Origin of the sequence: Streptomyces gilvus (assembly GCF_022513565.1) — a bacterium.
Taxonomy (GTDB): domain Bacteria; phylum Actinomycetota; class Actinomycetes; order Streptomycetales; family Streptomycetaceae; genus Streptomyces; species Streptomyces gilvus.
In genome coordinates this window covers 37,201-55,740 of record NZ_JAKWBE010000016.1, presented here as the reverse complement: position 1 = coordinate 55,740, position 18,540 = coordinate 37,201, and the positions used below count along the sequence as shown (strand labels likewise).

The following is an 18,540-nucleotide window of genomic DNA, read 5'->3' as shown; positions in this document are numbered from 1 at the left end:
CATGACCCGCCGGCTCCGCATCAGGCACATCACCCGCGTCTCGTACGCCCAGCCCGCGGCCTCCTCGCACAACGAGGTCCGCATGACCCCGCTGACGCTGCCCGGCCAGACCACGCTGGACGCCCGGGTCACCGTCAGCCCGACGACACCCACCTGGTCGTACTGGGACTACTGGGGCACCCAGGTCACCGGCTTCGATCTGATGGACCCGCACGGCCACCTCACCATCACGGCCTCCAGCCTGGTCGAGACCTCCCCGCCGGCCCCGCTGCCCCGGCCGCCCGCGTGGTCGGAGGTGGCCGAACGGATCGCCGGCTCCCGCCTCCTTGAGTACGCGACCCCGACGGGCCGTACGACGGTCCCCGCCAAGCTGGTGAAGAAGGCACGGAAGGCCGCGGCAGGACTCGACCCGCACGAGACGGCGCTCGCGGTCTCCGCCCTGGTCGCCGACCGGGTCTCCTACCTGCCCGGCGCCACCAGCGTGAACACCTCCCCGGCCCAGGCCTGGGAGCAGGGCGCGGGCGTCTGCCAGGACATCACCCACCTCACCATCGCCCTGCTGCGGGGCGTCGGCCTGCCCTCGCGCTATGTCTCCGGCTACCTCCACCCCGAGCGGGAGGCCGAACTGCACCGGCCCGTCGCGGGGCAGAGCCACGCCTGGATCGAGTACTGGGCGGGCGAGTGGTGCGGGCACGACCCCACCAACCGGGTCCGCGCCGACGAGTCCCACGTGGTCGTGGCCCGCGGCCGGGACTACGACGACGTCACCCCGCACAAGGGCGTCTACCGGGGCGTGGCGGGCGGACGGCCGGAGGTGACGGTGGAGTTCACCCGGGTGGCGTGAGAACGGCCGGGAGGGCCGGTTCCGTCATCCGACCCCGGCCCTCCACGTCCCATCTCGTCCCATCTCGTGACATCTCGTGACATCTCGTGACATAACGTCACATCACGTCACTTCAGGCCGATGGCCGCGCACTTCGCCTTGTACTCGGCGGTGCAGATGTCGGAGATCTTGTAGAAGCCGTCCGCGACGACCGTCGACTTGATGTTCTTCCTCGTCACCGCGGTCACGGTGAGCAGTTGCGCCGGGATGTCCTTGTTGGTGGGGCTGTCCACGCTGTCCTGGGTGAGGGCGTCGAACTGGATGTCGTGGCCCTGGACCTTGGCGACGGCCATCTGCGCGGCGGCCGCGGCCTCGTCCGGGTAGGACTTGTAGACGGTCATGTACTGCTCGTCGGAGACGATCCGCTGCACGGCCGTGAGTTCCGCGTCCTGCCCGGTGATCGGGGGCAGCTTGGTGACGCCCGCGTTCTCCAGGGCCTTGACGATGCCGCCGGCCATGCCGTCGTTGGCGGAGTAGACGGCCGCGATGTTGTTCTTGCCGATCTTCTCGATCGCCTTGGTCATGTTGGCCTGGGCGTTCTCCGGCTTCCAGTCGACGGTGTCGAAGGAGTCGGAGATGGTCACCTTGCCGCCCAGCTCGGACAGCGCGCCCGCCTTGAACTGCTTGGCGTTGGGGTCGGTGGAGGAGCCGTTCATCATGACGACCTTGTCGGAGGTGTCGGCCTGACTGCCGAGGGCCTCCAGCAGGGAACGCGCCTGGACCTCGCCGACCAGCTCGTTGTCGAAGGAGATGTACGCGTCGATCGGGCCCTCGGCGAGGCGGTCGTAGGCGATGACCGGGATGCCCGCGTCCTTGGCCTTCTTCACCTCGCCGGCGATGGCGTGCGAGTCGACGGCGTCCAGCAGGATGATGTCGACCTTGTCGTCGATCATCTTCTGCATCTGGGACGCCTGCTTCTTCGCGTCCTGCCCGGCGTTGGCGTAGTCGACCTTGCCCTGGTTCCTCGTGAGGGAGGCGACCTGCTTCTTGACGATGGGGTAGTCGAAGTTCTCGTAGCGCGTGTTGGCCGTCTCCGGCAGCAGCAGACCGACCGTGACGTCGTCGCCCTTCGTGGGCCTCGCCGAGGCGCTGCTGCCCGACACACCCAGCATGCTGCAGCCCGCCAGCGAGAGGGACAGCGTGGACGCGGCCACGGATATGGCGATACGACGCATGGAACTGCTCACTGGCCTGCTCACTTCTGATGCTTTCGGGACACGGGCGCCTCAATGCGACCGGATGACTGAAAAGCCAACGCGGCACCCACCCCGGGCGTCAAGCGGAACTACTTAACGAGTGCGCAACGCCACGCTCCGCTTGTGTTGTGAAGACCTGGCACAACCTTCGCCAATGGACCTTTACGGACCCTCCATCAAGCACCTCGACGATCACCGCGCCCTCACCTGTCCTCACACGAAGAGACCCCGGAATCGGCCATTCCGGGGTCTCTTCGAAAACGGGCCGTCGCCAGGGCCGGTTGTCTAGTCCTTGGGCTTCTTGGGGCGCCAGACCACCAGCGCGCTGGTCTGCTGCACCTCCTGATACGGCACCAGGTCACGCCGGTACGACGCGTGCACCGCCGCCTCGCGCTGCTGCATCGCCGCCGCCGCGCCGTCGACGGCCGCCTGGAGCTCGGCGACGCGCTGCTGGAGCGCGGCGACCTGGTTCTCCAGTTCGATGATGCGCTTGATGCCGGCCAGGTTGACGCCCTCGTCCTGCGACAACTGCTGCACCTGGCGCAGCAGTTCGATGTCGCGGGCCGAGTAGCGCCGGCCCCTGCCCGCGGTGCGGTCCGGGGAGACCAGCCCCAGGCGGTCGTACTGACGCAGGGTCTGCGGGTGCAGACCGGACAGCTGGGCCGCCACCGAGATGACGTAGACCGGGGTCTCCTCGGTCAGTTCATACGGCCCACGAAAATTGTCACCGCGCCGACGGCCGTCCATCTCGTCATGCTCCCTTCGCGGCCTGGAACAACTCCGCCCGCGGGTCCTCGCCCGCGGTCGCCTCGCGATACGCCTCGAGTGCGTCACGAGCCTTCCCCGTCACGTCCTTGGGGACACTCACCTCGACGGTGACCAGCAGGTCCCCGCGGGTGCCGTCCTTGCGGACCGCGCCCTTGCCCCGGGCGCGCATGGTGCGGCCGTTGGGCGTGCCCGGCGGCAGCTTCAGGGTGACCGGCGGCCCGCCCAGGGTCGGCACCCGGACCTCACCGCCGAGAGCGGCCTCGGCGAACGTCACCGGGACGGTCACCGTCAGGTTGTCGCCCTTGCGGCCGAAGACGGGGTGCCCGGAGACATGGACCGTGACGTACAGGTCGCCCGCGGGGCCGCCCCGCTCACCGGGCGCCCCCTTGCCGCGCAGCCGGATGCGCTGCCCGTCGGAGACGCCGGCCGGGATGCGGACCTGCATGGTGCGCGAGGACTTGGCACGCCCCGAGCCCTTGCAGACCTCGCAGGGGTTCTCCGCGATCAGGCCGCGGCCCTTGCAGTCGGGGCAGGGGTCGGTGAGGGAGAACCCGCCGCCGGAGCCCCGGGCGACCTGGCCGGTGCCGACGCACGTCGGGCACACCCGCGGGTTGCCGTTCGCGTCGCCGGTGCCCGAACAGGCCTTGCACGGTGCCTGCGAGGACATCCGCAGCGGGACCGTCGCCCCCTCGATCGCCTCGGTGAAGCTGAGGCTGACCTCGGTGTCGATGTCCTGGCCGCGCCGCGGCTGGGTCCGGGTGGTGCCCGTCCCGCCGCGGTTGAACAGGCCCCCGAAGACGTCACCGAGCCCGCCGCCGAAACCGCCGGAGCCCCCGCCCTGGGCGCCGCCTCCGAAGAGGTCGCCCAGGTCGAAGTTGAAGGACCCGCCGCCCGCGCCCGGCCCCGGGCGGAAGCCGCCGTTGCCGAAGAGGGTGCGGGCCTCGTCGTACTCCTTGCGCTTCTTGGGGTCGCCGAGGACGTCGTTCGCCTCGGAGATCTCCTTGAAGCGCTCCTCGGCCTTGGCGTTGCCCTTGTTGGCGTCCGGGTGGAACTCGCGGGCGAGCTTCCGGTACGCCTTCTTGATCTCGGCCTCGGTGGCGTCCTTGGGGACGCCGAGGACCTTGTAGTAGTCCTTCTCGATGAAGTCCTTGGTGCTCAACCCCGACGCGCCCCCTTTCCGGTGTTCCGATCGGTACCTACGTCAGCCCTCCTCAGGGCCGTCGTCCTTCTTCTCCTCGGCCGCCGGGGCCTCCTCGGCCCCCTCGGCCTTCACGGTCTGCGCGCCCGGCTGCGGTTCGGCGACCGCCACCCGCGCGGGGCGGATGGTGCGCTCGCCGATGCGATACCCGGGCTGCAGGATCGCCACGCAGGTCGTCTCGGTGACGTCCGGAGCGTAGGAGTGCATCAGGGCCTCGTGGATGGTCGGGTCGAAGGGCTCGCCCTCCTTGCCGAACTGCTGCAGACCCATCTTCGCCGCGACGGTCTCCAGCGACTCCGCGACGGACTTGAATCCGCCGACGAGTTCGCCGTGCTCCCGCGCGCGGCCGATGTCGTCGAGCACGGGCAGGAGCTCGGTCAGGAGGTTCGCGATGGCGATCTCCTTGACCGTGATCCGGTCCCGCTCCACGCGGCGGCGGTAGTTCTGGAACTCGGCCTGCAGCCGCTGGAGGTCCGCCGTGCGCTCCTCGAGCGCCTTGCGCACCTGGTCCAGCTGGGCCGTCAGACCGGCGATCTGCGCTGCGTCCCCGGCCGGGGCCGCCCCCTCGGAGGCGGCGGCCTTCGGCTCGGCGTCGTCAGAGGTGGCGCCGGAGGGGACGTCGGGCTTCTCCTCGAAGCCCGGGGTCTCCTCCGTCACGCGGCACCGTCCTTGCGCTCGTCGTCCACGATCTCGGCGTCGACCACGTCGTCGTCGGCCTTCGGGGCGTCGTCCGCGCCGGCGGACGCGCCACCGGCGGCCTGGGCGGCCTGGGCGTCGGCGTACATGGCCTGGCCGAGCTTCTGCGAGACGGCCGCGACCTTCTCGGTGGCGGTGCGGATCTCGGCGGTGTCCTCGCCCTTGAGCGCGGCCTTGAGCTCCTCGATCGAGGCCTCGACCTCGGTCTTGATCTCGCCGGGGACCTTGTCCTCGTTGTCCTTGAGGAACTTCTCCGTCTGGTAGACGAGCTGCTCGCCCTGGTTGCGGGTCTCGGCGGCCTCGCGGCGGCGGTGGTCCTCCTCCGCGTACTGCTCGGCCTCCTGGCGCATCCGGTCGACCTCGTCCTTCGGCAGCGAGGAGCCGCCGGTGACGGTCATCTTCTGCTCCTTGCCCGTGCCCAGGTCCTTGGCGGTCACGTGCATGATGCCGTTGGCGTCGATGTCGAAGGACACCTCGATCTGCGGGACGCCGCGCGGCGCCGGCGGCAGACCGGTCAGCTCGAACATCCCGAGCTTCTTGTTGTACGCCGCGATCTCGCGCTCGCCCTGGTAGACCTGGATCTGCACGGACGGCTGGTTGTCCTCGGCCGTGGTGAAGATCTCGGAGCGCTTGGTCGGGATCGTGGTGTTGCGCTCGATGAGCTTGGTCATGATGCCGCCCTTGGTCTCGATGCCGAGGGACAGCGGGGTGACGTCGAGCAGCAGGACGTCCTTGACCTCGCCCTTGAGGACACCGGCCTGGAGCGAGGCGCCGATGGCGACGACCTCGTCCGGGTTGACGCCCTTGTTGGCCTCCTTGCCGCCGGTCAGCTCCTTGACGAGCTCGGCGACGGCGGGCATACGGGTGGAGCCGCCGACCAGGACGACGTGGTCGATCTCGTTGATGGAGATGCCGGCGTCCTTGATGACGTTGTGGAACGGCGTCTTGCAGCGCTCCAGCAGGTCGGCCGTCAGCTGCTGGAACTGGGCGCGGGTGAGCTTCTCGTCCAGGTGCAGCGGGCCCTCGGCGGAGGCCGTGATGTAGGGCAGGTTGATCGAGGTCTCGGTGGACGAGGACAGCTCGATCTTGGCCTTCTCGGCGGCCTCGCGCAGACGCTGCAGCGCCATCTTGTCCTTGGCGAGGTCCACGCCGTGACCGGACTTGAACTGCTGCACCAGGTAGTCGACGACGCGCTGGTCCCAGTCGTCACCACCGAGGTGGTTGTCACCGTTGGTGGCCTTCACCTCGACGACGCCGTCGCCGATCTCCAGGAGGGACACGTCGAAGGTGCCGCCACCGAGGTCGAAGACGAGGATCGTCTGGTCGTCCTTGTCGAGGCCGTAGGCGAGCGCGGCCGCGGTGGGCTCGTTCACGATGCGCAGGACGTTCAGGCCCGCGATCTCGCCGGCCTCCTTGGTCGCCTGGCGCTCGGAGTCGTTGAAGTACGCCGGGACGGTGATGACCGCGTCGGTCACCTTCTCGCCCAGGTAGGACTCGGCGTCGCGCTTCAGCTTCTGCAGGATGAAGGCGGAGATCTGCTGCGGGTTGAAGGGCTTCCCGTCGAGCTCCATCTTCCAGTCGGTGCCCATGTGGCGCTTCACGGACCGGATGGTCCGGTCCACGTTGGTGACCGCCTGACGCTTGGCCACCTCGCCGACGAGCACCTCACCGTTCTTCGCGAAGGCGACGACGGACGGCGTGGTCCTGGCGCCCTCGGCGTTGGTGATGACGGTGGGCTCGCCGCCCTCCAGAACGCTGACGACGGAGTTAGTCGTGCCCAGGTCGATGCCGACCGCACGTGCCATGGTTGGTTCCTCCAGCTGACTTGAGTGCAACGGACTCAAGTGTGCACGACGTCGGCGATTGGGTCAACAGACCTGAGTCACCCGGACTCAACTCTTATCCGTTCCTTACACGCAACTGGCCTCTGACCTGCGTGGACGCGGAACCCCTAGGGGGACGACCAGGGATCCGAAGGAGTACGAGCACCACGCACAACGCCCCTCCCCCCACCCAGAACACGCCCGAGTCCGCGATCCACCCCAGATGCACGAGCACCCCGACGAGCACCCCCGCGAACGCCCCGAGCCCGAGCAGCACGGTCACCCCGGGACCGGTCAGCCCCGTCCGCCGCAGCCGGTGCGCGAGATGGTCCGGCCCGCGCCGCAGCACCGGCCGCCCGCCCAGCAGCCGCCCCAGCACCACGAGGAGTACGTCGGCACTGGCGACGGCGGTCAGCGCGAACAGCACGCCCGCGCTCGGGGCGAGCCCGTAGCCGGCCCGGGTGGACACGGCGGCCGCGGCCAGCACGAACCCCGTGAACAGCGAGCCGCACGAGCCGAGCCCCACGCGCGCGGGATGCCAGTTGTGCATCAGGAACCCGGTCAGCGCGGCCGCCAGCACACTGAGCAGCACGGCGAGTCCGTCCATCACCTCGGCCGCCGCACAGGCGCCCACCCCGAAGGCGGTGACCACCCCGACGGTGCCCGCGAGCGCGTCGGCGTGGTCGAGCGCCCGGAAGGCGAGGGCGACGAAGGTGATCCATCCCACGGCCAGCAGGCCCACCGGCAGCCCGGTCTCGTCGTACGGCACCACACAGGCCGCCGCCACCGCCGTACCGACGACCAGCACCCGCACCTTGACCCGCCGTACGTCCGCGACCAGCCCGAGCGCGGCGACGACGGCCCCGGCGACGACCAGCCGGCCCACGTCGCCGCCGAGCCGTGTCACCCCGAACCGGTCCCCTCCGACCGCGACCAGGCAGGTCGCGAGGACGACCGCGACCCCCCCGAACAGCGGCAGGGGCCTTTGCCGCCGCCGGTCGACCACCCCGAGACGCAGGGCGGGGACCCGCAGCAGCGCGCTGAGCACGGCGGCGAGGAGGAGGGCGGTGGTGGCGGCGGCGATCCCATAGAGCACGGGTCTAAGTTAGGGGCGAATGTAGCAATTTGGTACGAATAACACGATCGGATCCTGTGGGACCTTTTGAGGTCACCCTCAGCGACGCAGATCACCGCACCGCTGACTACAGTGCGGCGGAGAATATGGGTAGTCTCAGACGGACTGCATAAGTTACCGATCAGTAATCTCGGGGAATCCGCAGAGAGACCCCGCAGAACACCTCGCAGGCCCGAGGAGCCCCGAAATGCAACTCGCCGCGATCATCGTGTCGCTGGTACTCGCCGTGGTCGGCGTGGCGCTGTTCGGCCGTGCCATCGCTCAGATCTACCGCTTCGTACGCCTCGGCCAGGACGTCCCCGCGGGAACCCGCACCGACGACTGGACCGCCCGCACCGCCACGGTGATCCGGGAGTTCCTCGGCCACACCCGGATGAACCGCTGGGGAGTGGTCGGCGTCGCCCACTGGTTCGTCGCGGTCGGCTTCTTCTCCCTGGTGCTCACCCTGGTCAACGCCTTCGGCCAGCTCTTCCAGGCCGACTGGGTGCTGCCGGTCATCGGGCACTGGCTGCCGTACGAGCTGTTCGTCGAGTTCATCGGCACCATGACGTCCCTGGGCATCCTCACCCTGATCGTCATCCGGCAGCTGAGCCACCCGCGGCGGCCCGGACGCAAGTCACGGTTCGCGGGCTCCAACTTCGGCCAGGCCTACTTCGTCGAGTCGGTCATCCTGATCATCGGCCTCGCGATCATGACGCTGCGGGGCCTGGAGGGCGCGCTCGCCGGCGTGCACCACTACGAGGCCGCCTACTTCGCCTCGTACCCGCTGGTGCTCGCGTTCAAGGGCCTGAGCGTCTCCACGCTGCAGAACCTGATCTACCTCACGGCGATGATCAAGATCGGGACGTCCTTCGTCTGGATGATCACGGTCTCCCTCATGACCGACATGGGCATCGCCTGGCACCGCTTCCTCGCCTTCCCGAACATCTGGTTCAAGCGCAACGCCAAGGGCGAGACCTCGCTGGGCGCGCTGCTGCCGATGACGAGCGGCGGCAAGCCGATCGACTTCACCGACCCCGGTGACGACGACGTCTTCGGCGTCTCCCAGGTCGAGCAGTTCTCCTGGAAGGGCCTGCTGGACTTCTCCACCTGCACCGAGTGCGGCCGCTGCCAGTCGCAGTGCCCCGCCTGGAACACGGGCAAGCCCCTGTCCCCCAAGCTCCTGATCATGTCCCTGCGCGACCACGCGCACGCCAAGGCGCCCTACCTGCTCGCGGGTGGCGGCAAGTCCATGGAGGGCGAGGAGAAGGCGTCCGAGGAGCAGCTGAAGGACGTCCCGGCGGCGGCTCTCGCGGAGGCCGAGCGGCCTCTCGTGGGGTCCGTGGAGGACAACGGCGTCATCGACCCGGACGTCCTGTGGTCCTGCACCACCTGCGGCGCCTGCGTCGAGCAGTGTCCGGTGGACATCGAGCACATCGACCACATCGTCGACATGCGCCGCTACCAGGTGATGATCGAATCGGCCTTCCCCTCCGAGGCGGGCACGATGCTCAAGAACCTGGAGAAGAAGGGCAACCCCTGGGGGCTGGCCAAGAAGCAGCGCCTGGAGTGGCTCAAGGAGGTCGACTTCGAGATCCCGGTCGTCGGCCAGGACATCGAGGACCTCACCGAGGTCGAATACCTTTACTGGGTCGGCTGCGCCGGCTCCCTGGAGGACCGCGCCAAGAAGACCACGAAGGCCTTCGCCGAACTCCTCCACATCGCGGGCGTCAAGTTCGCGATCATGGGCGGCGACGAGAAGTGCACCGGTGACTCCGCCCGCCGCCTGGGCAACGAGCCCCTGTTCCAGGAGCTCGGCATGGAGAACGTGATGGCGCTGAACATGGCGTTCGGCGAGGAGCTGGACGACGACGGCAAGGTGGCCCCCGAGTCCGCCAAGCCGAAGTCCGCGAAGAAGATCGTCGCCACCTGCCCGCACTGCCTGAACACGATCGGCAACGAGTACCCGCAGCTCGGCGGCGACTACGAGGTCATCCACCACACCCAGCTGCTCCAGCACCTCGTCGACGAGGGCAAGCTGGTCCCGGTCACACCGGTCGAGGGCATCATCACCTACCACGACCCCTGCTACCTGGGCCGCCACAACAAGATCTACACCCCTCCGCGCGAGATCATCGCGAACGTCCCGGGCCTCAGGAACGAGGAGATGCACCGCCACAAGGAGCGCGGCTTCTGCTGCGGCGCCGGTGGTGCGCGGATGTGGATGGAGGAGCGGATCGGCAAGCGCATCAACAACGAGCGCGTCGACGAGGCCCTCTCCCTCAACCCGGACATCGTCTCCACGGCCTGCCCCTTCTGCCTGGTCATGCTGACCGACTCGGTCAACGGCAAGAAGAACGAAGGCAAGGCCAAGGAGTCCATCCAGGTCGTCGACGTGGCCCAGCTCCTGCTGGACTCCGTCAAGACCCCGGCCGACCCGGCGGGCGAGGAAACGCCGGAGACCGCGCCGGAGCCGGAGCCGGTGAAGTAGCCAGGGCACGAACACGCCGGGCGCCCCCTGTCTCGTACGAGCCAGGGGGCCGCTGCTTTTCCATGCCTGCTCGCTACTCGCCCTTCGGGCCCGCGGACTGCACCACGTCGAACGACCACAGGGTCGCCCCGGAGGCAGCGGGCTTCGGCCGCTCCTCACCCTCGGAGCCGCCCTGGTGCGCGGACTTCATCGACCCCTCCATCCAGGCCTGGAACGACTCCTCGTCCCGCCACCGCGTGTACACGAGGTACTGATCGGTCCCCTCGACCGGCCGCAGCAACTCGAACCACTCGAACCCGTCGGACCCCTCCACAGCATGGGCCCGCGAAGCGAACCGCTTCTCCAGCACCTCCCGCTGCTCGGCCGGCACGGACAGTACGTTGATCTTGACGACGCTCATGCCCTCATCCTGCCGCAGACCCGATCAGGACGGCGTGAGCACCGACCGCACACCGAGCCACTGCTCAGCACCCCAGCAACGGCCGAAAACCACCGAGATGGGTACGGACCTCCGGTGAGGCGAGCAGCTGAACGGGAAACGCCTGCCCTGCGCCTTGCCGAGCTAGTAAAGAGCTAGTAACGCAGGGCCCTGGCGACCTCGGTTCGGATGGAACCGGACAGCTTGCGGTTGCTGTGAGCGGTGGCCTTGGCGTCCTTTCCCGCTCCGACGTCGTTGAGCGTCACCACAGTGGTGTCCAGGAGGTTGCCTGCCTGGTCGCGGAAGTCGATCTGGGCCAGGAACGACTTCGCCGTGTCCGCGCTGTTGTGCGCACTCACCGCCACGGTGCTCCGCCCGTCGGCGTCCGTGGCCGGAGTGCCCAGGTGTACCTCGTCCTTGGCGTCGATCCCGTTCTTCACGTCCTCCAGGCGCCGTCTGGCCTCGGCCGAGGCCGAAGCCAGCGCGGAAGCGCCCTGCGAGGCCAGCGACGGCACGGCGGAGGCGACGGACGAGGCGATGGAGGCCGCCTTGCTGCGACCGGTCGACGCCGTCCCCGAACTGTCGGAGCAACCGCTCATGCCGGCCACGGCACAGGCCAACAGCAGCGCGCTCGCACCACACCGGATGCTTCTCGTCCTCGGACGCCCTGCCATGTCTTCTCCCCTGCTGGACCGGTGGTCACCGACTCCCAGTCAAGGACGCCCGGCCGGTGACCGCACGCCGCACGGGGCTGCGCCGACGCACTTCACCCGGATGGCGCGACGCCCGCCATCCCCAGACTCCCGATCCCCGAGCCGGCGCGAATCACCCCTCTCGGGTGAGACACCCCGCTCAGACCACCGGCTCCCCGATCGCCAGCAGGTTGCCCTCGCTGTCGTGGAACCAGGCGCCGCGTTCGCCGCGGTAGCCCTTGCTCGAGTAGTTCCCCTCGACCTCGGCGATTCCGCCCACGGTCCGCAGCCCGGGTACGTCCACCTCCTCGAACTCCACTCCGCGCCGCCGGAGTTCGGCGACCGCCACCTCGATGTCCGCCACCTCCCAGGCCATCTGCGTGAACGTGCCGGGCGAGGCCCCCGTCGACCGGAAGAGCACGAAGTCCACTCCCCCGCACCGGTACAGCAGCCCGCCGGGCCGCTCGTCCACGGGCTCGAGCCCGAGCACCTCGGCGTAGAAGCGCCGGGCCCGGTCCAGATCCTGCGCGGGCAGCCGGGTGGCCACCTTCCCCCGGGCCAGGAACATCCGTCCGTCTGTGTCCATGTCTCCACTGTGCCGCCCCGCACCGACACCGGCCTGGTGAACAGGCAGGCGGTCAGGCAGCTGCGCCGCGAGCCCTGAGGCGGGATCCAGCCAACCCACCAGCACCACACGGACTTACCCAACTCCCGTACAACCCTTACGCCTCACCGGTGGTCTCCTCATCGCGACACCGTGCGGTCCCGGCGCGATCCGGGGATCATCGCGACTCTTGGAGCCCTTCTTGCCCAGCCGTACCCCTGGCGTCGGCCTGCTGGCCGCCACCCTGCTCGCCGCGGCCCTGACGCCGCTCACCGTGGCGGCCCCGGCGACCGCGGCGACCGCGGCCGCGAAGTACGCCGACGACTTCAACGGGGACGGCTACCGCGATCTCGTCGTCGGCGACCGCACCGCCACGGTCGGCGGGAAGAAGGACGCGGGCGCGGTCGTGGTGGTGTGGGGCACGGCCAGGGGGCTGGACCCGGCCAGGCACACCGTCTACACGCAGGACAGCCCCGGCGTCGAGGGCGCGGCCGAGGCCGGGGACGGCTTCGGCGCCAAGGTCACCACCGCCGATCTCGACAAGGACGGCCACGCGGACGTCGTCGTCACCGCGCCCGGCGAGGACGCGGGTTCCCGGCGGGGCATGTTCACCGTCCTGTGGGGCTCCAAGTCGGGTCTGAGCAAGGGCAGTTCGTTCACCATGGGGGGCGACGACCGGTTCGCCAAGGACATCGCGGTGGGCGACTTCGACGCCGACGGCAGGACGGACGTGGTCGCCGTCGGGGACACCTACGTCTGGTTCCTGCGCGGCCCGTTCACCCAGTCCGGCTCCCGGGGCCGCGCGACCAACCTCGACCCCGTCGACGGCGAGAACATCAGCCCCGAACTGGTCGTCTCCGGCAAGGTCACCAAGGACGGCACCGCCGACTTCGCGGTCGTCGGCTACGACTGGGACACCGGGTCCAACCGGGTCTGGTTCTACCGGGGCAGCGGCTCCGGCCCCGTCCGGCCGCCCAAGAAGTACGGCCTGCCCGCCTCCTCCGACCTCGTCGGTTCGAGCGCGGTGATCGCCGACTTCGACCGCAACGGCTACGGCGACCTGGCCGTCGGCGTCTCCCGCTCCGGCAAGGGCGGCGCGGTCCAGCTCCTCAAGGGGACGTCGACGGGATTCAGCACCAGGGTGACCTCGCTCAGCCAGGACACCGCGGGCGTGCCCGGCGTCCGCGAGGCGAACGACTACTTCGGGTACGACGTCTCGGCCGGCGACACCGACGGGGACGGCTACCCGGACCTCGCGGTCGGCGTCCCGACGGAGACGCTGGGCCGCGAATTCTGGCGGGCCGGCGCCGTCACCGTCCTGCGCGGCGGACGGTCGGGCCTCACCGGCGTGGGGTCCCGCCAGTACGACTACGCGACACCCGGTGTCCAGCGCCCCACCGACGAGAACGACTCCTGGTTCGGCGCCTCGGTCCTGCTGCGCGACTACAACCGCGACGGCCGCGCCGAACTGGTCGGCGCCGCACCGGAGATCGGCCGGCTGCACTTCTTCCCCGGCACCGCCACCGGCCCTACGGGCACCGGCTCGACCGCGCTCACGGCCAGGGACCTGGGCCTGGGCAACCGCCCCAACTTCGGCGCCGCACTCGCCGACTGACCGACCGAACGACCGAACGACTGACTGACCTACTGACCGACTGGCCGACTCGCCGACTGACCGACTGGTCCGAAGCCTCGTCGGCGAACACCCCGTCAGCCACATCCGGCACACCCTGGCCGGTCCTCCCGGACCGCCCCCCCTTCCGAAGGAATCCACATGCACAAGCCCCTCAGACTCGCCCTCGCGACGGCCACCGCCGTCGCGCTGACGGGCGGGCTGGTCACCGTCACGGCCGCCACCGCGACCGCCGCCGACTCCGTCCACGTCCGGCAGGCCGACTTCAACGGCGACGGGATCGGCGACATCGCCACCTCCGCGTACACCGCGTACGTCAGCGGCCACAAGAACGCCGGGCAGGTCGTCGCGCTCTACGGCAGCGCCACCGGCGTCTCCTCCGCCAAGCGCACCACGATCAGCCAGAACACCACCGGCGTCCCAGGCGCCGCCGAGGCCGGCGACGAGTTCGGCGGGGCGCTGGCGTACGCCGACTTCAACCACGACGGCTACGACGACCTCGCCGTCGGCTCCCCGCACGAGAAGGTCGGCACCGACACGGACGGCGGCTCCCTGGTCATCCTGCTGGGCTCCCGAAGCGGCCTCACCGGCAAGAGCATCAACGTCCCCGACCCGGCCCCCTCCTCCCACGACCTCTGGGGCGCGAACCTGGCGGCCGGCGACTTCGACGGCGACGGCAAGGCCGACCTGGCCGTCGGCAGTTCCTCCAACGTCCTCTACGTCTACAAGGGCGGCTTCACCACCAGCGGTACCCCGGGCGGCCGTTACACCATCAAGCCGCCGATCCAGTCCGGCAGCAACGGCTCGCCGTACGGCCCGATGCACCTGACCGCGGGCGACGTCAACGGCGACGGCCGCACCGACCTGATCGTCGACGGCTTCGAGACGAGGACCTCCCGGGGCTGGAACACCAACTACTGGATCCCCGGCACCGCGAGCGGCCTGAGCGTCTCGGGCGTCAAGACCCTGAAGACCGGCATCGTCACCGGCATCGGCGACATCAACGGCGACGGCTACGGCGACATCGTCAGCGGCGCCTCCTGGGACGCCACGGCGAGCGACGGCACCACGATCCCGGACTCCGCCAAGGGCGGCAAGGTGAACATCACCTACGGCTCCGCGTCCGGCCCGGGCCGCACCAGCGGCCTCACCCAGGACACCGGCAACGTCCCCGGCGCCTCGGAGACCGGCGACGGCTTCGGCTGGGACCTCGACCTCGGCGACGTCAACGGCGACGGCTTCCAGGACCTGGTCGTCAGCTCCCCCAACGAGGACCTGAACGGCGTCACCAACACCGGTACGGTCACCGTCCTGTACGGCTCCGCAGCCGGTCTCAACACCACGTCGGGCATGCAGAACATCGCCCAGAGCACGCCCGGCGTCCCCGGTGAGGACGAGAAGAGCGACCTGTTCGGCGCCGACGTCAAGCTCGACGACGTCACCGGCGACGGCAAGGCCGACCTGGTGGTGGGCTCGTACGAGAACGGCGGCGACGGAGCCGTCACCTACCTGCCCTCCAACGGCACGAAGATCACCACGACCGGCTCCCGCGCCATCTCCGCGAGCGCGTCCGGCGTCTCCACCACCGGAAACCCGCAGTTCGGCGCCCTGTTCGCCGACTGACCCGCACCGGCCCGGGACCGGCCGTCCCGCCCCCTCCGGATCTCCCCAGGGGCTCGCCAGGGGTCCCTAGGGGGCGCCTTTACCTCCCCCTTAGGGGATGTCACAGCTCGGCAGCAAAGCCGGGCCCGAACCGCCGGGCCCGGCACGTCACTCTGCGGGAGCGGGTACGTTCGAAGGCGTGGCTGGATTCAGGATCGGACGCGGCGCCCGGAACAACGGCGCTCCGCAAACGCGACCGCAACAACCCCCGTACGGACAGCAGGCGCCGCAGGGGCCGTCGTACGGCTATCCGCCCGCCCCGCAGCCGTACCCGGGACAGGGGCAGCAGGGGCAGGGGCAGTACGGAGGTGGTTACGGCGGCCGGGACGAACCGGAGTACTTCGGTGACGGCGGCTACGCCCCGCAGGGCGGCCCCGACCCGTACGCGGCCGACAACCCGGGCCACACCCAGTCGTTCTCGGTCGGCGAGGACCCGTACAACCAGGGCGAGACCTATCGCGCGGGCTCGGCGCCGGCCGGACCGATCGGTCCCCGGCTGCACTGGAAGGACCTGCTGAGGGGGATCGTCCTCGCCCCGGGCCAGACCTTTCTCCAGATGCGCGACTACACGATGTGGGGCCCGGCCCTCGTCGTGACGTTCCTCTACGGCCTGCTCGCGGTCTTCGGCTTCGACGGCGCCCGGTCGGACGCGATCAACGCGACCCTCTCCAACGCGGTACCGATCGTCCTGACGACCGCCGTGGCGATGGTGATCTCCGCGTTCGTGCTGGGCGTGGTGACCCACACGCTGGCCCGTCAGCTGGGCGGCGACGGGGCCTGGCAGCCCACGGTCGGCCTCTCCATGCTGATCATGTCCCTCACGGACGCGCCCCGTCTGGTCTTCGCCATGTTCTTCGGCGGCGACGCGACATTCGTGCAGGCCCTGGGCTGGGCGACCTGGGTCGCGGCCGGCGCCCTGCTGACCATGATGGTCAGCCGCTCCCACGACCTGCCCTGGCCGAAGGCCCTGGGCGCGAGCGCGATCCAGCTGATCGCCCTGCTGTCGATCGTGAAGCTGGGGACGTTCTAGCAACGGCTCGGCGGGGGTTGTCAGGCTTCCGGATCCCAGCGCTCCGGGCCCACCCCCCGCCAGTCGATCCACGGCGACTCGGCTGCCTCCGCCGGGTCGATCTCCAGACCGGCACGGCGGAGGAACTCCGCCAGGTCGACCAGGCTGTGGGCCAGCCCGAGGATCTCCCCGTCCACGCGGACACGCCGGCCACCGGTGGGTGACGGCGGATGCACGATCACGCGAATCGGTCCGGACATGCCTTCAGGATCATCCGGTATGTACGGCCCCGCACTCCGGCCTGTCATGCAAGGCTCCCTTCGCCATTTCCCTCGGCTGCACCCCTCGGCGAATTATCGCTCACATGTTCGATTCAAACACGTACCCCTGTACTCATTCGATACAGGGGTACGTGTTGCGAGGCCGAGCGAGAGCACCGCGCGCCGAAGCCGGGGCCGGGGCCGGAGGCTAGGCGGACACCGCCTGAAGAGGCAGGGCCACGATCGCGTAGGCGACGAGCGCGCAGGGCACGGCCGCCGCCAGGGTGAAAGCGCGCTCGCGGTGCGTGCGGGCCATGAGGAGCGGGACCAGGGCGAAGGCGGCGAAGCAGGCCCAGGCCTGCGACGCGTGGTGAAGGTCCCAGGCGGCCGTCACCCCCTCCATCCCGAAGAGGCCGGCGAACGCGGCCAGCCCTGCGACACGGACCCGCACACCCCCGCCGCGTCGCCACCACTGACCCGCGACGCCGAACAGCGGCCCGGCCACGCACGCCATGCCGAGCCAGACGAGCGGGAAGAACAGGTCCCCCATGCCGTCCCGCCCGAACTCGGCGTAGCCGTAGTACCCCACGACGAGTCCGGCCTCAGCGCCGAGCCCCCCGGCAGCGGCCAGGCGGACCGTACCCCGCCCGGCGAGCAGGGCTCCGCCGACGAAGGCCACGGCCGACCAGACGGCACCCGAGTTGGCGAGCTGGTTCCACGCGCCCGGGAGCCACCCCTGGGCCAGGTTGGTGAGCACACCCAGCAGCACCCCGCCGGCCGTCACCGCCGTCGCGGCGCCCCAGGCACCGGGGCCACCGCTCCGTACCGCCGACTCGTCGGATATCGCAGTCGCCGCCATGCCGACCTCCCCGCTCGCGCACCGCACTTGCCCCTACGAGCGCGCACTATACACACCTCGTATACTCGCAATGTATAGTCACGGTGCATAGATGCATGGATCGGAGGCAGGAACCGCGAGCCCCCGCTCGCCTCAGAGAGCTTCGTTCGACGAGGTGACGGGCTCCCCCGCCTTGCGCACCACGGGCAGGACACTCCACGGGAAGTTGATCCAGGCGTCCGTGCGCTTCCACACGTACTCGCACTTCACCAGTGACTGCGACTTCTCGTAGATGACGGCGGAGCGGACCTCGGCGACGGCGTCGAGGCAGAAGTCGTGGACCAGTTTCAGGGTCTTGCCGGTGTCGGCCACGTCGTCGGCGATCAGCACCTTCTTGTCGGTGAAGTCGATCGCGTTCGGGACGGGCGCCAGCATCACCGGCATGTCGAGCGTCGTCCCCACGCCGGTGTAGAACTCCACGTTCACCAGGTGGATGTTCTTGCAGTCCAGGGCGTAGGCGAGCCCGCCGGCGACGAAGACGCCGCCGCGGGCGATGCTCAGGACGAGGTCGGGTTCGTAGCCGTCGTCGGCGATGATCTGCGCGAGCTCGCGGACGGCCGTGCCGAAGGCCTCGTAGGTGAGGTTCTCGCGCTCGGCGCTCATACCTGCGTCCGGTGGAAGTTGAGGAAGGACCGGGAGGCGGTGGGGCCGCGCTGGCCCTGGTACCGGGAGCCGTAGCGCTCGCTGCCGTAGGGGAACTCGGCGGGCGAGGAGAGGCGGAACATGCACAGCTGGCCGATCTTCATGCCGGGCCACAGCTTGATGGGGAGCGTCGCGAGGTTGGAGAGCTCCAGGGTGACGTGACCGGAGAAGCCGGGGTCAATGAAGCCGGCGGTGGAGTGGGTGACCAGTCCGAGCCGGCCGAGGGAGCTCTTGCCCTCCAGGCGGGAGGCGAGGTCGTTGGGGAGCGTGATGACCTCGTACGTCGAGGCCAGGACGAACTCGCCCGGGTGCAGGATGAACGGCTCGTCGCCCTCCGGCTCCACGAGCCGGGTGAGGTCGACCTGCTCGACGGAGGGGTCGATGTGCGGGTACTTGTGGTTCTCGAACACCCGGAAGTACCGGTCCAGGCGTACGTCGACACTCGACGGCTGCACCATGGATTCGTCGTAGGGATCGATCACCACTCGCCCGGCGTCGATCTCGGCCCGGATGTCCTTGTCTGAGAGAAGCACGCCCCGAGGATACGCAAGGC

General features: G+C 69.7%; 18 protein-coding genes. 5 read left to right on the top strand and 13 right to left on the bottom strand.

Annotated features, from left to right (window positions below):
* The first annotated feature begins 1 nt into the window (after position 1).
* Positions 2-844 carry a transglutaminase family protein gene (locus MKW14_RS24230; protein WP_240865301.1) on the top strand — a complete coding sequence of 281 codons (843 nt, stop codon included), beginning with the start codon at positions 2-4 and terminating at the stop codon, positions 842-844.
* Positions 845-951: 107 nt separating this feature from the next.
* On the opposite strand, the gene MKW14_RS24225 is transcribed toward MKW14_RS24230, so the two are convergent.
* The 6 genes from MKW14_RS24225 to MKW14_RS24200 form a co-directional block, all read right to left on the bottom strand.
* Positions 952-2,058 (bottom strand): sugar ABC transporter substrate-binding protein, encoded by a 1,107-nt coding sequence (locus tag MKW14_RS24225; protein WP_240865300.1) that lies wholly within the window; start codon positions 2,056-2,058, stop codon positions 952-954.
* Positions 2,059-2,364: 306 nt separating this feature from the next.
* Positions 2,365-2,826: a heat shock protein transcriptional repressor HspR gene (locus MKW14_RS24220; RefSeq protein ID WP_240865299.1), complete on the bottom strand. Its 462-nt coding sequence runs from the start codon at positions 2,824-2,826 to the stop codon at positions 2,365-2,367.
* A gap of 4 nt (positions 2,827-2,830) precedes the next feature.
* Complete coding sequence (dnaJ, locus tag MKW14_RS24215; RefSeq protein WP_240865297.1) at positions 2,831-4,006, bottom strand: molecular chaperone DnaJ; 1,176 nt, start codon at positions 4,004-4,006, stop codon at positions 2,831-2,833.
* A 42-nt stretch (positions 4,007-4,048) separates the two neighbouring features.
* Positions 4,049-4,702 carry a nucleotide exchange factor GrpE gene (gene grpE, locus MKW14_RS24210; protein ID WP_240865296.1) on the bottom strand — a complete coding sequence of 218 codons (654 nt, stop codon included), beginning with the start codon at positions 4,700-4,702 and terminating at the stop codon, positions 4,049-4,051.
* Entirely contained in the window at positions 4,699-6,546 is a 1,848-nt protein-coding gene (dnaK, locus tag MKW14_RS24205) for a molecular chaperone DnaK (protein WP_240865295.1), read from the bottom strand. The genes grpE and dnaK overlap by 4 nt, the downstream gene beginning before the upstream one ends.
* Positions 6,547-6,640: 94 nt before the next feature.
* Complete coding sequence (locus tag MKW14_RS24200; RefSeq protein WP_240865294.1) at positions 6,641-7,660, bottom strand: MraY family glycosyltransferase; 1,020 nt, start codon at positions 7,658-7,660, stop codon at positions 6,641-6,643.
* A gap of 226 nt (positions 7,661-7,886) precedes the next feature.
* Here MKW14_RS24200 and MKW14_RS24195 point away from each other — a divergent pair, with 226 nt between their 5' ends.
* Positions 7,887-10,169: a (Fe-S)-binding protein gene (locus MKW14_RS24195; protein WP_240865293.1), complete on the top strand. Its 2,283-nt coding sequence runs from the start codon at positions 7,887-7,889 to the stop codon at positions 10,167-10,169.
* Between the two features lie 73 nt (positions 10,170-10,242).
* Here MKW14_RS24195 and MKW14_RS24190 read toward each other — a convergent pair whose 3' ends face one another.
* The 3 genes from MKW14_RS24190 to MKW14_RS24180 all read right to left on the bottom strand — a co-directional run bounded on the left by MKW14_RS24190 (position 10,243) and on the right by MKW14_RS24180 (position 11,865).
* On the bottom strand, positions 10,243-10,569 hold the full coding sequence (locus MKW14_RS24190) for an antibiotic biosynthesis monooxygenase family protein (RefSeq protein ID WP_240865292.1): 327 nt from the start codon (positions 10,567-10,569) through the stop codon (positions 10,243-10,245).
* Positions 10,570-10,742: 173 nt separating this feature from the next.
* Positions 10,743-11,186 carry a hypothetical protein gene (locus tag MKW14_RS24185; protein ID WP_240865291.1) on the bottom strand — a complete coding sequence of 148 codons (444 nt, stop codon included), beginning with the start codon at positions 11,184-11,186 and terminating at the stop codon, positions 10,743-10,745.
* A gap of 253 nt (positions 11,187-11,439) precedes the next feature.
* Positions 11,440-11,865 carry a VOC family protein gene (locus MKW14_RS24180; RefSeq protein WP_240865290.1) on the bottom strand — a complete coding sequence of 142 codons (426 nt, stop codon included), beginning with the start codon at positions 11,863-11,865 and terminating at the stop codon, positions 11,440-11,442.
* A gap of 220 nt (positions 11,866-12,085) precedes the next feature.
* On the opposite strand from MKW14_RS24180, the gene MKW14_RS24175 reads away from it, so the two are divergent.
* The 3 genes from MKW14_RS24175 (at position 12,086) to MKW14_RS24165 (ending at position 16,208) form a co-directional block, all read left to right on the top strand.
* On the top strand, positions 12,086-13,498 hold the full coding sequence (locus tag MKW14_RS24175) for an FG-GAP and VCBS repeat-containing protein (RefSeq protein ID WP_240865289.1): 1,413 nt from the start codon (positions 12,086-12,088) through the stop codon (positions 13,496-13,498).
* Between the two features lie 159 nt (positions 13,499-13,657).
* A complete protein-coding gene (locus MKW14_RS24170) occupies positions 13,658-15,139 on the top strand; it encodes an FG-GAP and VCBS repeat-containing protein (protein WP_240865288.1) in 1,482 nt (493 codons plus the stop codon).
* A gap of 97 nt (positions 15,140-15,236) precedes the next feature.
* Positions 15,237-16,208, top strand: coding sequence for a Yip1 family protein (locus tag MKW14_RS24165; protein ID WP_240865287.1), 972 nt, complete (start codon positions 15,237-15,239; stop codon positions 16,206-16,208).
* A gap of 20 nt (positions 16,209-16,228) precedes the next feature.
* Here the strand turns inward: MKW14_RS24165 and MKW14_RS24160 are convergent, their stop codons facing one another.
* From MKW14_RS24160 to dcd, 4 genes are all read right to left on the bottom strand, one after another.
* Positions 16,229-16,447, bottom strand: a complete 219-nt coding sequence (locus MKW14_RS24160) for a hypothetical protein (RefSeq protein ID WP_240865286.1) — start codon at positions 16,445-16,447, stop codon at positions 16,229-16,231.
* 208 nt (positions 16,448-16,655) lie between these two features.
* Positions 16,656-17,306, bottom strand: coding sequence for a DUF6518 family protein (locus MKW14_RS24155; protein WP_240865285.1), 651 nt, complete (start codon positions 17,304-17,306; stop codon positions 16,656-16,658).
* Positions 17,307-17,438: 132 nt separating this feature from the next.
* Entirely contained in the window at positions 17,439-17,948 is a 510-nt protein-coding gene (locus MKW14_RS24150; protein ID WP_240865284.1) for a phosphoribosyltransferase, read from the bottom strand.
* On the bottom strand, positions 17,945-18,520 hold the full coding sequence (gene dcd / locus MKW14_RS24145; protein ID WP_240865283.1) for a dCTP deaminase: 576 nt from the start codon (positions 18,518-18,520) through the stop codon (positions 17,945-17,947). Before dcd ends, MKW14_RS24150 begins: the two co-directional genes overlap by 4 nt.
* Positions 18,521-18,540 lie beyond the last annotated feature (20 nt).